Annotated in this window: 19 protein-coding genes; 6 read left to right on the forward strand and 13 right to left on the reverse strand. The window is 70.7% G+C overall.

Annotated elements, in window-relative coordinates:
- Positions 1-194: 194 nt before the first annotated feature.
- Both ACZ60Q_RS04000 and ACZ60Q_RS04005 read right to left on the reverse strand, forming a co-directional pair.
- Positions 195-851, reverse strand: a complete 657-nt coding sequence (locus tag ACZ60Q_RS04000) for a hypothetical protein (RefSeq protein WP_469628036.1) — start codon at positions 849-851, stop codon at positions 195-197.
- A gap of 215 nt (positions 852-1,066) precedes the next feature.
- The gene (locus ACZ60Q_RS04005) at positions 1,067-2,002 is read right to left on the reverse strand and encodes a hypothetical protein (protein WP_469628038.1); all 936 of its coding nucleotides are present in this window, start codon (positions 2,000-2,002) and stop codon (positions 1,067-1,069) included.
- 809 nt (positions 2,003-2,811) lie between these two features.
- On the opposite strand from ACZ60Q_RS04005, the gene ACZ60Q_RS04010 reads away from it, so the two are divergent.
- From ACZ60Q_RS04010 to ACZ60Q_RS04025, 4 genes are all read left to right on the forward strand, one after another.
- Entirely contained in the window at positions 2,812-4,026 is a 1,215-nt protein-coding gene (locus tag ACZ60Q_RS04010; RefSeq protein ID WP_469628040.1) for a PucR-like N-terminal domain-containing protein, read from the forward strand.
- Positions 4,027-4,269: 243 nt separating this feature from the next.
- Positions 4,270-4,533, forward strand: a complete 264-nt coding sequence (locus ACZ60Q_RS04015) for a hypothetical protein (protein ID WP_469628042.1) — start codon at positions 4,270-4,272, stop codon at positions 4,531-4,533.
- 451 nt (positions 4,534-4,984) lie between these two features.
- The gene (locus ACZ60Q_RS04020; RefSeq protein ID WP_469628044.1) at positions 4,985-5,161 is read left to right on the forward strand and encodes a hypothetical protein; all 177 of its coding nucleotides are present in this window, start codon (positions 4,985-4,987) and stop codon (positions 5,159-5,161) included.
- A gap of 149 nt (positions 5,162-5,310) precedes the next feature.
- Positions 5,311-7,404 (forward strand): MDR family MFS transporter, encoded by a 2,094-nt coding sequence (locus tag ACZ60Q_RS04025; RefSeq protein ID WP_469628047.1) that lies wholly within the window; start codon positions 5,311-5,313, stop codon positions 7,402-7,404.
- A 51-nt stretch (positions 7,405-7,455) separates the two neighbouring features.
- Here ACZ60Q_RS04025 and ACZ60Q_RS04030 read toward each other — a convergent pair whose 3' ends face one another.
- From ACZ60Q_RS04030 to ACZ60Q_RS04050, 5 genes are all read right to left on the reverse strand, one after another.
- A complete protein-coding gene (locus tag ACZ60Q_RS04030; RefSeq protein ID WP_469628049.1) occupies positions 7,456-8,043 on the reverse strand; it encodes a GNAT family N-acetyltransferase in 588 nt (195 codons plus the stop codon).
- 126 nt (positions 8,044-8,169) lie between these two features.
- Positions 8,170-8,601, reverse strand: coding sequence for a YchJ family protein (locus ACZ60Q_RS04035; RefSeq protein WP_469628052.1), 432 nt, complete (start codon positions 8,599-8,601; stop codon positions 8,170-8,172).
- Positions 8,602-8,994: 393 nt separating this feature from the next.
- Positions 8,995-9,804, reverse strand: a complete 810-nt coding sequence (locus ACZ60Q_RS04040) for an SAM-dependent methyltransferase (protein WP_469628055.1) — start codon at positions 9,802-9,804, stop codon at positions 8,995-8,997.
- A gap of 216 nt (positions 9,805-10,020) precedes the next feature.
- Positions 10,021-10,257 carry a DUF397 domain-containing protein gene (locus tag ACZ60Q_RS04045; RefSeq protein ID WP_018955330.1) on the reverse strand — a complete coding sequence of 79 codons (237 nt, stop codon included), beginning with the start codon at positions 10,255-10,257 and terminating at the stop codon, positions 10,021-10,023.
- A complete protein-coding gene (locus ACZ60Q_RS04050) occupies positions 10,257-11,117 on the reverse strand; it encodes a helix-turn-helix domain-containing protein (protein WP_469628058.1) in 861 nt (286 codons plus the stop codon). The genes ACZ60Q_RS04045 and ACZ60Q_RS04050 overlap by 1 nt, the downstream gene beginning before the upstream one ends.
- Positions 11,118-11,325: 208 nt before the next feature.
- Between ACZ60Q_RS04050 and ACZ60Q_RS04055 the strand changes: the two genes are divergently transcribed.
- Together ACZ60Q_RS04055 and ACZ60Q_RS04060 are read left to right on the forward strand one after the other, a co-directional pair.
- Positions 11,326-11,820 carry an ATP-binding protein gene (locus tag ACZ60Q_RS04055; RefSeq protein ID WP_469628061.1) on the forward strand — a complete coding sequence of 165 codons (495 nt, stop codon included), beginning with the start codon at positions 11,326-11,328 and terminating at the stop codon, positions 11,818-11,820.
- Entirely contained in the window at positions 11,814-12,251 is a 438-nt protein-coding gene (locus tag ACZ60Q_RS04060; protein WP_469628064.1) for a hypothetical protein, read from the forward strand. The genes ACZ60Q_RS04055 and ACZ60Q_RS04060 overlap by 7 nt, the downstream gene beginning before the upstream one ends.
- A 92-nt stretch (positions 12,252-12,343) precedes the next feature.
- Here the strand turns inward: ACZ60Q_RS04060 and ACZ60Q_RS04065 are convergent, their stop codons facing one another.
- The 6 genes from ACZ60Q_RS04065 to ACZ60Q_RS04090 form a co-directional block, all read right to left on the reverse strand.
- Positions 12,344-13,690, reverse strand: a complete 1,347-nt coding sequence (locus ACZ60Q_RS04065; RefSeq protein WP_469628067.1) for a 6-phospho-beta-glucosidase — start codon at positions 13,688-13,690, stop codon at positions 12,344-12,346.
- A gap of 128 nt (positions 13,691-13,818) precedes the next feature.
- A complete protein-coding gene (locus ACZ60Q_RS04070) occupies positions 13,819-15,384 on the reverse strand; it encodes a cytochrome P450 (RefSeq protein WP_469628069.1) in 1,566 nt (521 codons plus the stop codon).
- 223 nt (positions 15,385-15,607) lie between these two features.
- Positions 15,608-16,222 (reverse strand): GTP-binding protein, encoded by a 615-nt coding sequence (locus ACZ60Q_RS04075; protein WP_469628072.1) that lies wholly within the window; start codon positions 16,220-16,222, stop codon positions 15,608-15,610.
- A complete protein-coding gene (locus ACZ60Q_RS04080; protein WP_469628075.1) occupies positions 16,203-16,574 on the reverse strand; it encodes a DUF742 domain-containing protein in 372 nt (123 codons plus the stop codon). Before ACZ60Q_RS04080 ends, ACZ60Q_RS04075 begins: the two co-directional genes overlap by 20 nt.
- Entirely contained in the window at positions 16,571-16,978 is a 408-nt protein-coding gene (locus ACZ60Q_RS04085; RefSeq protein ID WP_007454741.1) for a roadblock/LC7 domain-containing protein, read from the reverse strand. Before ACZ60Q_RS04085 ends, ACZ60Q_RS04080 begins: the two co-directional genes overlap by 4 nt.
- Positions 16,975-18,615, reverse strand: a complete 1,641-nt coding sequence (locus ACZ60Q_RS04090; protein WP_469628078.1) for a sensor histidine kinase — start codon at positions 18,613-18,615, stop codon at positions 16,975-16,977. The genes ACZ60Q_RS04085 and ACZ60Q_RS04090 overlap by 4 nt, the downstream gene beginning before the upstream one ends.
- Positions 18,616-18,786: the final 171 nt, after the last annotated feature.

Genomic DNA, 18,786 nt, shown 5'->3' on the forward strand with positions numbered 1-18,786 from the left:
GGGGGGGGGGGGGGGGGGGGGGGGGGGGGGGGGGGGGGGGGGGGGGGGGGGGGCGCCGGGGGGGGGGGGGGGGGGGGGGGGGGGGGGGGCGGGGGGGGGGGGGGGGGGGCCCCCCCCCGGGGGGGGGGCCGGGGGGGGGGGGGCCCCCCCCCCCCCCCCCCGACGCTCAGGTTCGGGACGTCATCGGCGGTGGGTCACCCGCTGATGACCGGGGACTTGCCCGTCGCCTGGTTCACGATGGTGTACAGGCCCTGAAAGCTGGCGGTGGTGCCGACGATGCCGCAGCCGCCGCCGACCTTGTTGGCGATGGCGAGGGTGAGGCCGCCACCCGCGGTGTTCAGCGTGCCGTTGCTGCCGCCCGCGCTCGGGTTGTTGTACTTGGCCGCGACCTTGCCGGTCACATCGAAGGTGCACGGGCCGAGGACGCTGTTCCCGGACACCTTCGCCTTGATCGCTCGGATCTCACCGGTCACCTGGCCCGTGGAGTTGGCGCCGGCGCCCGCCGCGTAGTCCAGGCCCCAGATCTCCCACGGCGGCGTGGTGGTCACCGTCCATGTCGAGCTGAACGGCCCGGTGCACGGCGAGTTGAACGAGATCGCCGAGATGGACGCGAGCTTGGCCGGGCTCCCGGCGACCGGGGAGGTCGGCGCCGAGCCCGAGGCGGCCGAGGTCGCACACTGGATCTTGTTGCCGTTGTTGTCGGTCAGGACGGTCACTCCGGCGCTGCCGTTGAAGGGGCCCGCCGGGCTGATCGTCCAGCTGGTCGGCGCGGCGACGGCCGACGGGGCGGCCAGGACGACGGATGCCGCGGCGGCACCGATCGCGGTCAGGACACCGGTTCGCTTGAACATGGGGTACTCCCTTTACTCGTCCCGTTGGGGATGCGGCTGAACGTGACTGGAGAGGCGCTTTTGCTCAGTTGCTCGCCGTGCCGGACGGTGCGGCACTCGGCGGATCCCCGACACCGGCTCGTGTCGAGGTGCGCGGACAAGGGCTTGGGGGGCGGGTTGCGCACCACCTCCTCGTACTCGGGATCAGGGGGTGTCCGGCGGATCGTGCCCGGGGCCTACCGCTTCGCGGAGTGCCAGAATTCGGACAGCTTCCTGCCCTCGTTCGGCGCGAGGCCGACGGGGTCGTAGGGGCTGCCGAAGTACGTCGAGGTGGCGTCGAGCGTCACGCTGTTCTTTCCGGCAGCGGACGGGAGACCGGTCTTGAGATTCACCGCCCAGTCCAGGAGCCCGGCACCGCAGCCGCTGGCCCCGGGAACGGCGAACGCGGCGTCACCCTGGTCGGCGCCGTCGAAGGTGTAGCGCCCCATCTCGCCCTCGTCGTCGTTCGGCGTCCCGTCGGCCGAGAACCGCTGCAGTGAGAGGCTCGGAGCCGTCGCGTTCTGTGGCTTCAGGAGCACCGGGTTGGACGTGGTCCCGATGTAGCACTTGTCACCGAGGAACGGATTCTTGAGGTGGATGCGGACCGGAATGGTGAGAATGGGCTCACCGGCGGAGAATGCCGCGCTCATATGGAAGTCGCGCGGCGCTCCGGCCGGTTCGATGGTGGCCGTCACACGGTTGAGATTGTTGTCCGTCAGCTGGCGGCAGATTCCCGATACGAGCGGAATTCCGCTGGGACACATGAGCCCGATCAGCCCGCCGGGGATCTCCGCCGGGTCCGCGGTGAGCGCCCCCTCGGGCGGGGCCACCAGTGAGGCGGCGCCACCGGGGCGCTGGATGACTCCGAGCTGCAGATCGGTGTGGCCGGTGGAGACCTTCGTCTTGCCCAGTGTGATGGTTCCGCCGGCCGAGCTGGACGCTATGCAGGTCGCGATGGTGTTGAGGCCGTCCGCGGCGAGCATGGTGGGCGCGTCGACCGGGCAGCGGTCGAAGGGCGCCCAGTCGCCGTTGAGCTGGGTGGCGGCGGTGGCCGAGCCGGTGGAAAGCAGGGCACTGAATGCCGTGAACGCCGCGAGCAGACCTACGCGGGTTCGATGGGAAACGGATCTCATGTCGTCCCCTCTGTCGGCCGCCGTGGCGCGGCCTCGTGCACGAAGTTGACCGGTTCTGCAATGCAAGCCCGCACCGCGACGACTTCTCGACGGCGATGGAGCCTCGGGTGGGCCCGGGGGCGAAGGATCGGAGCATCAAATTTCGGGCAGATTTCGTGACCGAATTGATCGAGGCGTGATGTTACTCGCGGGAAACAGGGCGACACAATCCGTCCGTCTAAGATTCTTTGCACCACACCCTTTTTGATGCGGAAATGAGCATCGGGGCACCGCTTCCTTGTCAAGGAATGCGCACCCGGGGGTATGGATTCGGGCTCGGGCGACCGGAACCCCGCACGCCGTGCGCACACGGCGGCGCGGGGGCGGGGGCCGCGGAAGCCCCGCCTCCACTCACCCCACGGATAGCGCACATATCAGCCACTCGGCCAAAAACGCTCGCCGAAGAGAGGCCCCGCCCGCATTCACCGTGGTGAGCCGCCCGCGCGCCCTGCCGCCACAAGGATCGACCGACGACGCGCGCGCCTCACCGGGAACATGTCGGTGCGGTGGAACGACTTTGTTGTCACCGTCGGAGCATGCGGCCGAAATTCATTGTCCGAAAGCGCGCAGTACCGCCCGACCTGCACGAAAGTCGCACCGTGCGGCCGGGCCGTGTGCCCCTCGCACTTCGATCTTGTCCAAGTGGTTTGCAGTGCCAGTTCGTTGGTCTATCTTCGTCGCGAACTTGGTACGCACCTGTCGGTTCGTGGGAGCGCTTTCCCCCCACCGCCTCACCCCACCACCGGGCGCCGAGAGCAAGGGGACTTGTCATGGCACATCTCATACAGCCGTTGGATACCGAAGACCCGCTGGGGCCGCTCCCCCAGGAATTCGCGGCGATCATGCGGCCCGAACTGCCCAGCCTCATCAAGGAAATCGGCGTCGAGGTCACCCGGGCCTATCCGGAATACGCCCGTCTGCTCGACGGCCCGAACGGGCAGACCATCCGGGTGGGCGTGGAACAGAGCCTCGCCTCGTTCGTCGATCTGGTGGCCGAGCCCTCCTCCCCCACCACACTCCGGGACGACATGTGCCGGCGCTTCGGACGTTTCGAGGCGTACGAGGGCCGGACCATGGACACCCTGCAGGGGGCCTACCGGCTGGGCGCACGGGTGGCCCTGCGGCGGGCCAAGAAGGTCGGGCAGAGCTACCACCTCTCCCCCACCCTGATGCTGAGCTTCGCCGACGCGCTCTTCGCCTACGTCGACGAACTGGAATCGCTTTCCCGGGAGGGATTCCAGGAGGCGCAGTCCCAGTCGGGCGAGCACAGTGAGGCGTTACGCCGCCGTCTGCTCCACCTCATCCTCGCCGGACGCCCGGCCCCCGGCAGCGCCATCGCCGATCTGTGCGAGCAGGTCGGGTGGGCGCTGCCGGAGGAGGTCACGCTGATCGCCGTCCGCGCCCCGGCGAAGCTGGACCGGCTCGGCGCGGACCGCGACCTCCTCGTCGATCTCAGCGCCCCGCAGCCCCATCTGCTGATCCCCGGCGCACTGGACGACGCACGAAGATCCATGCTGGAGCAGGCGCTGCCGGCCGGCCGCGCGGCGATCGGACTGACCGTCCCCACGGCGCTGGCCTGCGAGTCGATCCGCTGGGCCCGCCGGGTCCTGGAGCTTGTCGACTCCGGCGTGATCGACGACGCACCGCTGATCCGCTGCGAGGACCACCTCACCACCCTGTGGCTGCTGTCCGACCCCGCCCTGCTGGACCAGCTCGCCCAGCGGGAGCTGGCCGCTGTCGCGGGAATCAGCGCCACCCGTCGTGACCGACTGGTCGAGACGCTGCGCATCTGGCTCGACACCCGGGGCACCGCGGCCCAGATGGGTGCACTACTGGATGTCCACCCGCAGACCGTGCGCTACCGCATGCGGAGCCTGGATACCATCTTCGGTGACCAACTCATCGATCCCGAGAGCCGTTTCGCCACCGAGGCGGTCCTGCGAGCGCTGCGTCTGCGCTCCCGCGCGACCGGCACATCCCCCTGATCCGGATCACCTGCGGCCCGATCCGGATCACGTTCGGCGCGATCCGGATCACGTTCGGCGCGGCGGGTCAACTTACCGCCGCGTAACGCGAAATAGACGGTCAGTCCCCAACGGTTGCGACACGGAGACGTATCCGACGAGAAACCCGGAACCGCGTCCCGTACACAGGAAGGAACCTGCCGCCCACCAGGTGACAGGACCCGTGCACCGCCTCCTGGCCAACCACCCGAGAGGGAACGCCCCATGACCGCCTCGCACCTCCTCGTCCCCGTGCCGATCCCGGACCGGGTCGCCGCGCTGATCGGTTCGTGCATTCCGCCGCACATCCTCCAGGCCGAGTTCGCCGCCGACTGCGCGGCCCGCGAGGTACGCCGGTTCCGCGGTCCCCGGCTCGGCGTCGAGGACCAGGCCGACCGCGAACAGGCCCTGTCCGACCTGGCCCGCGCCAACAAGGTCCTGGCCGCGCACCACCCCGGACTCGCCGTGCTGCCGGGCTCGCCCTTCTGACCGTCCCTCATCTCTCGCCTCTCGCCCGCCGCTCTCCCCTCGACCGGCGGCGGACCGGCCTTGCGGGGCGCCCGTCCCTCCTGCTGGATCTGCCCCTGATCCGGACCGGTTCCCCCCTCGAATCCATGTGATCCTCGTCGCCTCGAACGCGTACGCCGACGTGGAACGGAGCCGTGGAAATACCCATCGGGTCAGGCCGGACGGTGATCGTCACCGAGCGCGTCGGAGCGTGTACGCGACAGCTCCGAGGCCCCGCCACAGGCCGCCGACGTGCGGCAACAGGGTTCGGATCGTCCGGTTGTGACGATCCGTGACGGCGGTATGGAGAGAGTCGCGGCACGGGGCGACAGTGTGTCGGCGCCGCTTCGGGGCCGGGGACGAACGGTGCCCGTGGTGGGCCCCACACGCGTAACCGGTGCTTCTCCGGCTCCCCTGCCACTAGCCTCTTCACATGACCTCCACTTCGACCGAGCCGACGCCTGCCCGCCCGATGGTTGTGCTGAACGCGGAGATCCGCGCTCTGGTCGCCGACGGCGGTGTGGTGTCGCCCGAGGGCCGCCGGGAGTACGAGCGGCTGCTCGTCGAGTGGGTGGCGGCCGTACGGAGCGGATCCACAGAAGCTGTCTGACCCCGGGGCGGGGCTCCCGCCGGGTCGGTGAGGACGTCCGTGAGGCGTTCGTGGCGCGGCTGAAGGCGTCGATCGTCCCGCTGCTCCGCTGACCCCCGTCCGGCCCGCCCCCGCATGCGGGGGCGGGGGGCCGGTGTGAGGGTGCAGGGGTGACCACTGCCAGCGAGCAAGCCCCCGCCGCGCAGAGTGCCGCCGCGCCGCCGCCTGTCCTCGACCGGCGGCGGCGCAACATCGTCTTCACCACGATCGTGCTGGGCATGCTGCTCGCCGCACTGGACCAGACGATCGTGGGCACGGCCCTGCCGACGATCGTCTCGGACCTGGGCGGGGCCGAGCACATGTCGTGGGTGGTCACCGCTTATCTGCTGGCGGAGACGGTGGCCACCGTCCTGGTCGGCAAGTTCGGCGACCTGTTCGGGCGGAAGCTGGTCTTCCAGGTCTCGGCGATCATCTTCATCACGGGTTCGTTCCTGTGCGGCCTCGCCTCGGACATGCTGCTGTTGATCATCTGGCGCGGTATGCAGGGCATCGGCGCGGGCGGCCTCATGGTCACATCGATGGCGCTGATCGCGGACGTGATCCCGCTGCGCGAACGGGGCAAGTACCAGGGCGCGATCGGGGCGGTCTTCGGCATCTCGACCGTGATCGGGCCACTGATCGGCGGACTCTTCACCGACCATCTGACCTGGCGCTGGGCGTTCTACGTCAATGTGCCGATCGCCATCGTGGTGGTGATCGCCGCCGCCCGGACCATTCCCTCGGTGAAGGCCGCGGGCCGGCCGGTCATCGACTACGCCGGGATCGCGCTGGTCACGGTCGGGGCGAGTGCGCTGATCCTGGCGACGAGCTGGGGCGGCAACGAGTACGCCTGGGGCTCGCCCATGATCATCGGGATGTTCGTCGGCGGGCTGATCGCCCTGACGCTGTTCTGCGTGGTGGAGACGCGGGCGAAGGAACCGATGCTGCCGATGCGGCTGTTCCGCAACCCGGTGTTCACGGTCTGCTCGGTCCTCAGCTTCATCGTGGGCTTCGCGATGCTGGGCTCGATGATCTTCCTGCCGACCTACCTGCAGTACGTGGACGGGGACTCGGCGACGCTCTCCGGGGTGCGGACGCTGCCGCTGGTCGCCGGTCTGCTGGCCGCCTCGATCTTCAGCGGCAACGTGGTGAGCAAGACGGGCCGCTACCGGCTGTTCCCCATCGTGGGGACCCTGGTCATGGCGGCCGGACTGTTCCTCCTGTCCCGGATGGGGCCGGGGACCGGCGTCTGGCTGGAGTCGCTCTACATGGTGGTGCTGGGGCTCGGCATCGGGCTGGCCATGCAGGTGCTGACGATCGCCGTGCAGAACACCGTCGACTACGAGGACCTGGGCACGGCCACCTCGGGCGTGACGTTCTTCCGCACCCTGGGCAGCGCCTTCGGCACGGCGGTGTTCGGCACGATCTACGCCAACGCGCTGAAGCCGAACCTCACTGACGGCGTCGCGCGGGCGGTGGCCGCGGGCGGCGACCCGGCGGCCCTGGCCCGTGCCTCGCACAGCCCGCAGGCCCTGCACGCGCTGCCCGCCGCCCAGTCCGAACCGCTGGCCCAAGCCTACGCGGACACCCTGCACACCGTGTTCCTGTGGACGGTACCCGTCGCGTTGATCGGCTTCGTCGTCGCCCTGTTCCTGAAGGAGGTGAAGCTGCGGGACTCGGCCCGGCTCGGGTCGACGGACATGGGCGAGGGCTTCGCCCAGCCGGGCAGCGGTGATTCGGCGCAGGTCCTGGAGTACTCCGTGGCCACGCTCCTGCACGGCGCGGGCCCGGACACCGCCCGTCGGATCACCGCCGAGTCCGACACCCGCCTCGATATGGCGGGGGCCTGGGCGGTGATGCAGGTGGACCTCTTCACCAGGATGGTCGGCCACGCGGGCCTCGGGCTGATCGCGGCCCGGCACCGCATCCCGCCGGAGGTGCTGGTGCCCGTCTTCGACCGGATGATCGAGGAGGGCTATCTGACGGGCGACGGCCGGATCTTCTCGCATACGGCGGCGGGCCGGCGCGAGGCCGCGGTGATCTCCGACGCCTGGGGCCGCTGGCTCAACGAGCGCCTGGCCGAGGACGGCGCCCGCCCCGACGACCGTCAGCTCCGGGCCACCGTGGATGTGATCGCCAAAAGGCTGCTGGCGGAGGACCTGGCCCAGGAGCTGTCCCCGGCGGCCGGTCCCGGCGGTTCGAGGCGGCTGGGGGCCCCCGTCTGAGGCAGCCGCTCGGACCCGCTCCAGGTCCCGGGCGCCGCCCTTACGGGCGGGTCAGTGCTCCCAGGACCGGGGACGCTCCAACGCCTCCCACTCCGCGCGGAGCAGGCCGAGGACCGCGCTGTCGTGGCGGCGGCCGTGGTGCAGGCACGAGGACCGGCGTACGCCCTCCCGGACGAAACCGGCTCCGCTCAGGACGGCGAGGGCCGCCGCGTTGTCGGTGTGGGTGAAGGCCTCGACCCGGTGCAGGGGCAGTTCGCCGAAGGCCAGGTCGGTGAGGGCTTCGAGCGCGTCGGCGCCGAGCCCCCGGCCGCGGTGTCCGGGGGCGAGCACGAGGTAGACCTCGGCGGTGCCGTCGACGAAGTCCTCCTCGATGAGGGCGATGTGGCCGACCGGCGTGCCGTCCTCGAGGAGGACGAGGAAGTCGTCGCGGCAGCGGTCCTCGATGTGGGACTCGATACGCTCACGGAGTTCGTGCAGGGTGCCGGGCCAGACGCCGGTCTCCCGCGCGGTCACCGGGTCCACGCGCCAGTGGTGGATCAGTTCGGCGTCGTCGGGCTCGACGGGGGTGAAGGCGACGTCACGACCCCGCCAGAATCGTTTCCGCGCGGCGTACGGTGTCACTGCTTCGTCCTCGTCCATGCGCGGATCGTACGATCGCGCGCGGTCCGCCGGGAAACGAATTCCCGCGGGTCCGCGATCACCGTCCGGGAAGCGTTCGGACGCTCGTGAGGAGGTGGGACGGCCTCGGGAGGCTGATCGGCCGGCTCAGTCGACGAAGACCGCCTTCGTGTAGACCCAGGCGCCCTCGTGCCGGCCGAAGCGGCTCTTCTCGTGGAGGGAGCCGGGGAGCCCGTCGTCGGTGTAGTGGGCGCGGAAGGTGACCGTTCCGGTGGAGTGGAAGGCGCTGCCCTCGGTGGTGTCCAGGATGTCCAGCCCCACCCAGCACGTCGCGGGGTCGAAGTCGACGCCGGGCGGCCGGGTCTCGGGGTGCCAGGTGCGCAGTAGGTACGCCGCGTCCCGGACGACGAAGGCCGCGTACCGGGAGCGCATCAGGGCCTCGCAGGTCGGCGCGGCGACGCCGCCGGAATGAAACCGGCCGCAGCATCGCCCGTAGGGGGCGGGCAGGCCGCAGGGGCACGGGGAGGCGGAGGTGATCCGCGCGGCGGGCCCCCGGGGCCGGGAAGTGCGTCGTGACATGGGTCCATTGTGACGCGTGGCGGCGGGCTCAGCGGGCCGGGGCGGGGCGACAGCGGTATTCGGGGGCGTCGGTCCGCTGCGGCGGCGGGGCTGGGCGCCCGGTCCGGTCGCCGTGCCGGGCCCGCCGGAGCGGGCGATCAGGTCGCGTTCCTGACGGCGTTCCAGGAGCGGCGGGCCTGCGTGACGCGCTGCTCGGTGAGCCGGGCCGACGGCCTGGTGCCCAGGGGCTGGGAGCGGCGATGGAGCGTGGCGGGGCCGACGTCGGGGGGCGATGCGCACGACGAGGCACCCGGGCATGTGGCCGTCACCATGGGAAACGCTCTCGGCGCCTGAGCAGGGGACTCCACCGCCCGCCCGCGTCGGATGCGGGCGGGCGGGCGGTGGAACCGGAGATCAGGGTTTGCGAGCCACGCCGGCATAGCCGGGGATCGGCTCGTCGCCCTGGACGTCGATGACCTCACCGAGCTCCGGATGCCAGTCGGCGCAGAGCGAGACGCCCGGCTCCACCAGTTCGAGACCGTCGAAGAACGCCGTGAGTTCGGCGTGGCTGCGGGGACGCAGCGTCATCCCGCGCGCCTTGTACATGGCCCGTGCCTGCGCGGCGCCCTCCGGGTTGAAGTCGCCGGTGGTGTGTGAGAGCACCAGATAGCTGCCGGAGGGAAGACGCTCGACCAGCTTGTCGACCAGTTCGCCCGCGCCGTCCTCGTCGTCGATGAAGTGCAGCAGGGCCAGCAGCGACAGGGCGATCGGCTCGTCGAAGTCCAGGACCTTGCCGGCCTCCGCCAGGATGGTCTCCGGCTTGCGGGCGTCGGCCTGGATGTACTCGGTGGCGCCCTCCGGCGTGGAGCGGAGCAGCGCCGCGGCGTGGGCGAGAACGATCGGGTCGTTGTCGCAGTAGACGACGCGTGCGTCGGGGGCGGTCTGCTGGGCGATCTGGTGGAGGTTCGGCTCGGTGGGTATGCCGGCGCCGATGTCCAGGAACTGGCGCACCCCGCTCTCGGCGAGCCGGCGGGTGGCCCGGTGCATGAACGCCCGGTTGACCCGCGCCATGTCACGGCCCCTCGTGTCCAGGGCGAGCAGCTGTCGCGCCATCTGTTCGTCGACCGGGTAGTTGTCCTTGCCGCCGAGGAACCAGTCGTACATCCGGGCCGGATGCGGCTTGCTGGTGTCGATCTCGATGGAGTGGGGTTCTTGCCCGGTCATGGCGCGCTCCGTGGTCAGGTATCCGTACGTCGACGATGGGAACAAGCGAAGGAACTGCGGGTACGTGCCCAAGTGTTGTGCCGGTCCGGACGCTTCGCCGGATCCGCACTGGGCTCTGTACCACCGTGTTGAGCTCTGTACTGGGCTCTGTACTGGGCTCTGTACTGGGCTCTGTGCCGGGCCCTTCGGTATCCGGACAACACATGGGGTGTGGTCTCAGGTGAGGAGGAAGTCCGCCTGGCCGGCCTTGGCGCCCTGGATGAACGCGGCGATCTCGCCGTTGGAGTAGATCAGGGCGGGGCCGTCCGGGTCGGCGGACTGGCGTACGGCCACCCGCCCGTCGGCGAGCTTCATGGCCTCGACGCAGTTGCCGCCGTTCCCGCCGCTCCACGGCTTGTACCAGCCTTCGGAGCCGAGGTCACCGGCAGGCATGCCGTTGTATATGTGGTTCATCACAGCTCCTTGCGGAAGTCCCGGAGGATTTCCTTCGTGCGTTGTGCAGTCGCGGCCTGAGCCGCCATGCGGTCCATGACTTCGAGATAGGAGGCCACCTCGGGGCGGGCGTCGAAGTAGACGGCTCCGGTCAGGTACTCGCTGTAGACCATGTCGGGGAGTTCGGGAACGGCGAACCGGAAGAGGACGAACGGTCCGTAGGTTCCCGGGTGGTGGCCGGTGGCGAACTCCGCGATCTGAAGCGTGACGTGGGGAAGCTCCGTGGATGCGAGCAGCTTGTCGATCTGCCCCCGCATCACCTGCGCACTGCCGACGGGACGCCGCAGGACGGTCTCGTCCATGATCGCCCACAGTCTGGGGGCGTCGTCCTTGGCCAGCAGTGACTGGCGCTCCATCCGCAGCGCCACATGGCGCTCGATGTCCTCGGGCCGGGTCTGTCCGACGGCTCCGGTCCGCATCACGGAACGTGCGTAGTCCTCGGTCTGGAGAAGTCCGGGCACGAAGTGCGGCTCGTACATGCGCAGCAGGCTCGCCGCGCCCTCCAGGCTGACGTACATGCTGAACCAGTCGGGCAGGACGTCGTGGAAGCGTTGCCACCAGCCCGGTTTGTTCGCCTCCTCGGCCAGGTCGACGAAGGCGTCGGCCTCCTGGTCGGCGATGCCGTACGCCTTCAGCAACAGCTGGACGTAGGGGATCTTCAGCCCGACCTCGGCCGTTTCCATTCTGCGTATCGTCGCCGGTGCGACCCTGAGTACCTTCGCCGCCTGGTCACGGGTCAGGCCGACACGCTCGCGCAGATCCTGCAGGCGCTTGCCGAGAACGACCTGGCCCACGGTCGGGGCGGACCGCGGTTCGCTCACTTCAGACCTCCCCATGCGCTGTTTTGCGAGCAGTGTGCCATGCGTGCGCCCCCAACGACACAGTCACTCTGAAAATTTCAGAGTGCCCCTTGCCAAGTGTCATCGTCGGGGGGAGAGTTGAGACCCGAACCAGTTCGCTCGGTCGCGCCCGCCCCCCGATCACCCGGGGAGCGAAGCGTGACGCAGCCCCCACTGTGAGGAATCGGTCGTGGCACCTGACAGTGCGCTCATCCCCCGGCTCATGGACCTCAGCCCCGGGACGGAGACGCTCCGTTACTGCTTCGCGCTGCCGGCGCACCCCGAGTCGGTGGCCGGTGCGCGCGCGCTGACGCGAGCCCGGACGGACGCCTGGAAGCTGAACCGCGACGCCTGTGACGCGGCCGTCCTCATCGTCTCCGAGCTGGTGACCAACGCCGTCGTGCACACCGCGAGCACCCGGGTGGTGTGCGAGCTGAGCCGGCCCGGCGGTCGACTGCGGATAGCCGTGCAGGACCAGGGGCACCAGCCCGGCGGCCCGCGGCTGCGCCGCTCGTCCGACGACGAGCACGGGAGGGGTCTACTGCTGGTCGACGCGATGAGCAGCGCCTGGGGCTCGCACGACGCCGGGAACGCCTCCGGGCGCATCGTCTGGGCGGAGCTGCCGTACGACACGGAGCAGCCGTACGACGCGGAGCAACTGTCCGGCGCGGAGCGGCCATGCTGAGGAACGCGCTGGCCAGGCTGCGCTCGGCACACCGGGCCCGGACGCCCGAGCAGGTCCGTGGCGGCCGGGTGCGGCTGGTCCTGCCGGCTGCGATGTCGGCCACCCTGGGCTGTGACGCGGTCGGGGTGCCCGCCCGGCACGGCTTTCGTCTCATGTCCCATCTGCCGCGCACCGGATGCGTCTTCGCCGACGCGGACCGCTGGTGGTGGATCGTCCCGGCCGGCTCCGACCTGGATCTCGACTGGCCCGAGCAGGTGACATACGCGCGTGACGCGGACGTGCCCGGCGGACGGCTGCGGCTGATCCACACACCGGGCGGCCTCACTCCGTACACCCCGCCCATTCCGCTCTTCCTGATGGTCTGCCAGGTGACCGGGGTGGTGCCGAGCTGGGCCACGGCCGGCCGGACGAGCGTGGTGTCCGCGCCGTAGCCTCCCTGGCGACCGGGCCTCGGGGCCCGCGTCGGAACGAGCCGGGCCCGGTCAGGTCGGGCCCGTCTCGTTCCGACGCGGGTCGCGCGGGCTCAGGTCCCGTCGAGGTACGCGAGCCCCGGGTGGACCTCGGCGTACCGGTCGAGCAGCCTCCGGGCCACTACCACGGAGTCGACCAGCGGGTGCAGCGCGAACGCCTGGACGGCCGCCGTGCGGGACCCGCTCTCCGCCGCCTCCAGCACCGCCCGCTCCACGGCCTTCACCGCGGTGACGAGGCCGACCGCGTGGTTCGGGAGGGGTGAGACAGCCACCGGGTGGGCCCCGTTGGCGTCGACGAGGCAGGGCACCTCGACGACGGCGTCCACGTCCAGGGCCGACAGGGTCGTGCGGTTGCGGACGTTGAGGATCAAGGAGGTGCGTTCGTTGCGGGCCACGGCCCGCATCAGGGCGAGGGCGACCTGTTCGTAGCCGCCGGACTCCAGGTCGCTCTCCTCCCGCTCCCCCGCCCCGGCCACGTCGCGGTTCTCCGCCATGTACGTCGCCTCGCGTTCGGCGCGGGTGCGGTCCCAGGTGGCCAGGGCAGGGGTGCCGGGCTCCCGCATGCGGGCGTAGAAGCCCTCCTGCTGGTCCTGGAGGAAGGCGCCCCGGGTCTGTCCGGCCTCCTGGTAGGCGCCCTTGGCCTCACGGTTGAAGTAGTAGTAGTGCAGGTATTCGTTGGGGATCGCGCCCAGCGACCGGAGCAGTTCCGCGCCGAAGAGACGGCCCTCCTCGAAGGACTCCAGCAGCTCCGGGTCGGCGAGCAGCCGGGGCAGTTCGTCCCGCCCGTCCACATACAGTCCCCGCAGCCATCCGAGGTGGTTGAGCCCGGAGTAGTCGATCCAGGCCCGGTCCGGGTCGGCGCCCAGGACGCGGGCGACGCGCCGCCCCAGCCCGACCGGCGAGTCGCAGATCCCGATGACCCGGTCGCCCAGATGCCGGGACATCGCCTCGGTCACGAGGCCCGCCGGGTTGGTGAAGTTGATGACCCAGGCGTGCGGGGCGAGCCGGGCGACGCGGCGGGCGAGGTCGAGGGCGACGGGAACGGTGCGCAGCCCGTACGCGATACCGCCGGCGCCGACGGTCTCCTGGCCGAGGACGCCTTCGTCGAGGGCCACCCGCTCGTCGGCGGCACGTCCGGCCAGCCCGCCGACCCGGATGGCGGAGAAGACGAAGTCGGCTCCGCGCAGCGCCTCGTCGAGTTCCGTGGTGGCGACGACGGCGGGCGCGTCCGCGATGCCCCGCCCCTGCTCCTCCAGGACGCGGGCGACGGCGGTGAGCCGGTCGGCGTCGGTGTCGTACAGCGTGACCCGGGAGACGCGGCCCTCGGCGTGATCGCCGAGGAGCGCCCCGTACACGAGAGGCACCCGGAATCCGCCACCGCCAAGAATTGTCAGCTTCACGCTGCTCGATGGTACGGGCAGGCCCGGGCTTCAGCCGTCGGCCGCGCCCACGGGCCCGGGGCACGACGCGGTGGCCCGGGCCCGTGGGCGTGCTCCGGGGCCGCCGCGGCCCGACGTTCGACGGTGTGTCAGTAGCCGCTCCACCAGCGGGCGACCGCCTGCCAGAGCCGGGCGGGGGCGGCCGGTCGGCGCTGCTGCGGGATCGTCGCCACCGGCGCGGGTTTCGGGGAAGGTGCCGGCTCGGCCGCGGGGGGTGCGGCCGGGGCGGGAGTGGGTGCGGCGCCCGAGGCGTGGGCGGGCTGCGCCACGGCCGCCTCGTGCCGGGGCTCGGGGACCTGCCTGGTCGGGGAGGGGATCTCCCAGGCGTCGGCCGGGCGGGCGGCACGGGCCATCACCGAGAGCGGATCCGCGTCCAGCTTCTGCCGGGGGCTGGGGGCGAACTTCACCGGCAGCTCGATCAGATGGCGGGACATGATGGTGCCGATCCAGCGCAGCTCGCTCTCCTCGGCGCCGAGCTCCAGGTCCGGCAGGCGCATCAGGAGCGCGTCGATCCCGACGTCGGCGATGGCCCGGCCGATGTCCTGTCCCGGGCACTCGTGGGGGCCACCGCTGAAGGCGAGGTGGGCGCGGTTGCCGCCCATGTCGGCGCCCGGGTCCGGGCGGACGGTGGGGTCGGTGTTGGCCGGGGCGATCCCGATGAGCAGGGCGTCGCCCGCCTTGATCTGCTGGCCGCCCAGCTCCGTGTCACCGACCGCCCAGCGGCCGAACACGGCGGTGAAAGGGGGCTCGTCCCAGAGGGTCTGCTCGACCGCCTCGGGGATGGTCATGTGCCCGCCGCTGAGCCGGGCACGGAAGCGCGGGTCGATCAGGACCATGCGCAGCACGTTGGCGATGAGATTGGCGGTGGACTCGTAGGCGGCGATCATGATGAGGCGCAGATGCTCGATGACCTCGGTGTCGGTCATCGTCGCGGGATGCTCGACGAGCCACGAGGCCAGGTCCGGCGAGGGTTCGGCGCGGCGCCGCTCGACCAGGCGCGTCAGCACCGACACGATGTGGGCGTTGCTCGCCACAGCGGTCTCGGTGCCGCGTGTCATGTCCCGGGCCGCCTGGACGAGACGCTCGTCGTACTCCTCCGGCATGCCGAAGATCGCACACAACACCATCATCGGCAGATGCTCCGCGAACTGGCTGACCAGGTCGGCGGTGCCCTTCTCGCAGAAGTCGTTGACGAGGCGGTTACTGAAGCGGTTGATGTGGCGGCGCACCCCGCGGGTGTCGATGCGCTCCATGCTGTCGGTGACCGCGCCGCGCTGCCGCTCGTGCTTGGCGCCGTCGGCGAACACGCAGACGGGCTGCCAGGTGAAGATCGGGGCGAGCGGGTGGTCCGGGGCGACGCTGCCGTCCTGGAGGGCCCGCCAGCGCCGCGAGTCCCGGGAGAACTGGGAGGGCGTACGGGTGACATGAAGGTTCTCGCTGTGGCCGAGCACGAGCCAGGCGGGCACGTCGCCGTGGAGCAGGATCGGGGCGACCGTGCCGTGTTCGGCGCGGAGTTTGTCGTAGAGACCCGCCGGGTTGTTCTCCGCCTCGGGTCCGTAGAACCGACGCAGTCCGCCGGGGCCGATGTCGAGGTTGTGGGCCGGGCACTGGGGCGGGGGCACGGCGCCGGGTTCGTGGTGGAAGGGGGTTGTCACAGGGGCTCCAGGGATCAGGATTCCAGGGCTGGTGCACAAGCGGGCGGGACGGGCCGACGGTTCACGGACCGGGCCGGGGGCAGACGCCGCGGGATGGCGCGCCCCCGGTCGTGGATCCGGTCGTGGATCCGGTCGTGGATCCGGTCGTGGATCCGGTCGTGGATCCGGTCGTGGATCCGGTCGTGGATCCGGTGGTCCGGGGTGTCCCGAAGGAGGTTCCGCGTCAGACGAGCGGGACGGCCAGGCTGTGCAGATAGCGCATCAGGGTCATCAGCACATCGCGGCTGGAGGCCCGCGACCGGGCGTCGCAGTCGATCATCGGGACCTCGTCCGGCAGGTCGAGGGCTCTGCGCAGGGACTCGACCGGGTGGTGCGGCGCGTCGGGGAAGGTGTTCACGGCCACCACGAAGGGCACTCCGCGCTCCTCCAGCCGGCCGATGACGTCGAAGCTGACTTCGAGCCGTCTCGTGTCGATGAGGACCACCGCGCCGAGGGCGCCCTCGAAGAGGCCGTTCCAGAGGAACCAGAAGCGTTCCTGACCGGGGGTGCCGAACAGATAGAGGATCAGTTCCTCGCTGAGGCTGATCCGCCCGAAGTCCATGGCGACCGTGGTGGCGGTCTTCGTCTCCACCCCGGCGTTGTCGTCCACGCCTACGCCGGCCTGGGTCATGGTCTCTTCGGTCGTCAGCGGCCGGATCTCGCTCACCGAGCCGACCATGGTGGTCTTGCCGACGCCGAACCCGCCGACGATCACGACCTTCACCGCGGCGGTGACCGTGGTGGGAAGGACGTCCTCACTGCGGGGTCCGGTGATCGTGTCAGAGTTTCTGAAGTCCATGCATCACCGCTTCGAGAAGGGACCTGTCAGGGAGCGTGGCGCGGACGATCGGCGCACGCGACTGGATGAGTTCGGTTGCGAGGAGATCGCTCAGGAGCGAGGTGACCACGCTGAACGGCAGGCTGAGGTAGGCCGAGATCTCGGCGACGGACAACGGTGCCTGGCAGAGTCGCAGGATCGCCGCCTGCTCGGGCTGGAAGGTCGGCGAGGGCTCTGCCTGCGCGACGACCATCGTGACCAGGTCGAGCGCGGACCGTTCGCTGTCGTCGAGATCGCCGGTGATCACGTACAGCCGTTCCGGATCGTGCCGGTCCGGATCGGCCTTGCGGCGCTCTCGTCGAGGACCACTCATCCGGACTGCCCGCCGTGGCGGGGCGGGCTGGTCAGGTGGGCTCCGATCCGCACGACCATGTCCCGCATCCGGGCCCCGACGAGTCCGGCGTCGACCGTCTCGCCGGCCAGGACCGCGAGATAGGCGCCGGCCCCGGCCGCCATCAGGTAGAAGAACCCGCCCGTCACCTCGATGACCACGAGCTTCATGAGGCCGTCGCTGTACGGGATCTCGGTGGCCACGGCGGCGGCCAGGCTCTGCAGCCCGGCACAGGCCGCCGCGAGCCGGTCGGCGACGTCGGGGTCGCCGCCGTGCATCGCGATGCGCAGGCCGTCCGACGAGAGCACCACGATCTGGTGGATGCTCGGAACGTCGTCGGCCAGTTCCTTGAGCATCCAGTCCATGTTTCCCCGCTGCTGGATCACTTCAGGTCTCCCTTGTCCCACGCGTCATCGGAGTCTTCGCCGTGCTTTCGTTCCTGCGGTACGCCGTTGACGGCCTTGGTGAAGGCCTCCAGCCAGAGGCCGGGGGGCTTCTCCTCGCCGCGCCCCTCGTCCGCGCCCTCGTCCGCGCCGGGGTGGAAACCGTTGGCGGGGGCGGGGGGCGGTGAGGGCTGCTGCGGGAGGTTGTGCGAGCCGAGCGGGGCGCGGCCCCGGCTGCGGCGCTGCGGCAGCCCGTTCTCGGTCCACTCGGTGACCACGGGAAGGTCGTCCTCCATGGCTGCCGCGGGAACGACCGGGTGCGACGTGGCCACGGGGGCTCCGGCGGAGACCGGTGCGGCCACGGACGGCACGGGGCCGGTGGCGGCGGGCTTGGGCTTGCGCTTGCCGGGCGGCGGCACCACGTGCTGGAGCTGCGACATGTCCAGGGAGCTGGTGGGCCGCGAGGTGGCGCCGATGCCGTGGGCGATGCCGGGGGCGGGCCCGGTGGTGATCATGTCGCGCGGCACGATGAGGACGGCGCGGACGCCGCCGTAGGCCGACTGACGCAGCGACACCTGGAGCTGGTACATCCGGGAGAGCCGGCCCACGACGGCCATGCCGAGGCGCGGGGACTCGCCGAGGTCGTTCATGTTGATGCCGGCCTGGGCCTGGGCGAGCATGTTCTCGGCGCGGGCGCGGGCCTCCTCGCTGAGGCTGACGCCACCATCCTCGATCTCGATGGCGATGCCGGTCTGCACCTCGACCGCGGTGACGTGCACCCGGGTCTGGGGCGGCGAGTAGCGGGTCGCGTTGTCGAGGAGTTCGGCGCAGGCGTGGATGAGCGGTTCGACCGAGGTGCCGACGATGGCGACCTTGGCGATCGAGTGCAGATCTACGCGCTGGTACTCCAGGATGCGGGACATCGCACCGCGCAGCACGCTGAACAGCGGTACGGGCTTGGGCCACTGGCGGCTCGGGCGGGCGCCGCCGAGCACGGCGATGGAGTCGGCGAGGCGGCCGATCAGCGCGGTGCCGTGGTCGATGCGCAGGAGGTCGTCGAAGACCTCGGGGTTGCGCCCGTAGTGGTCCTCCATCTCCCGCAGTTCACTGGCCTGGCGGTGCACGATCGCCTGGACGCGGCGGGCGACGCTGACGAAGGCGCGCTGAGCGGAGTCACGCCGCGCCTCCTCGTTGTCGATGACTTCGAGGACCTGGTAGATCTGCTCGCGCAGCGCCTTGGGGAGATGACGGTTGGCCACATCCGCGTCGACGATGTCGCGCATTACCTCTTCGGGCGAATTGCCCGCGCGCAGCCGCCGGATGGCGGCGGGCATGACTTCCTTGGTGAGCCGTACCGTCTCGGCGTCGTGCGAGAGGATGCGGTGTTCCAGGTAGGCGATGCGCTGTTCGTACTCCGCGCGCTGGACGCGCATGGCGCGTCGGCGGCGGTGCAGCGCCACGGTAAGTACGGCGACCACGAGCGTGGCGATCGCGCCGCACACGACGACTGGTATCCGCGCGGCCGGTGCGACCAGGGCCGAGCCGGCGGCGGTGGCTCCGAGGAGCAGGGCCGCGGGCGGCAGGACTACGCGGACGACGGGAATTTCTCTGTCGGTCGGCGGTGATTCAACACGGACCATCTAAAACCCTCTGGCGGTTGATTCCGGGATACATGCGCACGTGAGCGGAGACTCAGGAACAAGTGCTCGAATTCATCTCAACTCGACTTCACTGTGCGTGAGCTTAGCCAGATCAGAACAGTGCTTCGGCATATTCACCCAACCCTCTGCGGAAGCTCGCCGAGAGGAATA

The organism is Streptomyces sp. NPDC104313 (assembly GCF_055583985.1).